Genomic DNA, 546 nt, shown 5'->3' with positions numbered 1-546 from the left:
GAGCCAAGCAAGAGTCTTTTACCACGGCTGTTGAACAACAAACTCTATCACTTTTCATCTCCATTTCTAAAATTATATACGGTTGACCCTTTAAAATTTTTCAATCGCTTAAAAGGAAGTATTGGAATTATGCTCTAAAGTCGTTAAATATGCAAAAAAGAATTTTAAAACTCTGTGAGAGATAATGCGCTTTTCGCCTGATTTCCTTGATGATCTTCGCACCAAATTACCAATTTCAACAGTTATTGGTCAAAGGGTGGTCTTTGACCCCCGGAAAAGTAAGCCTTCGCGAGGAGACTTTTGGTGTTGTTGTCCATTTCATGGCGAAAAAACTCCAAGTTTTCATTGTGATGATCGTAAAGGCCGCTATTATTGTTTTGGCTGTGGTGTAAGTGGTGATATTTTTACTTTTCTTTGTGAGCTTGATGGCTTGCACTTTTCAGAAAGTGTAGAGCGTTTGGCTGATTTTGCTGGGATAAGATTACCTCTTTTTGATCCACAAAGTCATAAACGTCAAATTGAAAAGGCTGATCTTTATGATGTTAT

Annotated in this window: 1 protein-coding gene; it reads left to right on the top strand. The window is 37.2% G+C overall.

Going from position 1 to position 546, the window contains the following annotated elements; translation table 11 throughout:
• Positions 1–184: 184 nt before the first annotated feature.
• Positions 185–546: CHC2 zinc finger domain-containing protein (locus tag J7R05_RS07625; protein WP_246468273.1), on the top strand; the 362-nt coding region annotated here is incomplete at its 3' end.

The organism is Bartonella capreoli (genome assembly GCF_902813205.1).
Lineage (GTDB): Bacteria > Pseudomonadota > Alphaproteobacteria > Rhizobiales > Rhizobiaceae > Bartonella > Bartonella schoenbuchensis.
Note: the sequence above shows the minus strand (reverse complement) of the source record. Positions and strands in the feature narration are given on the sequence as shown.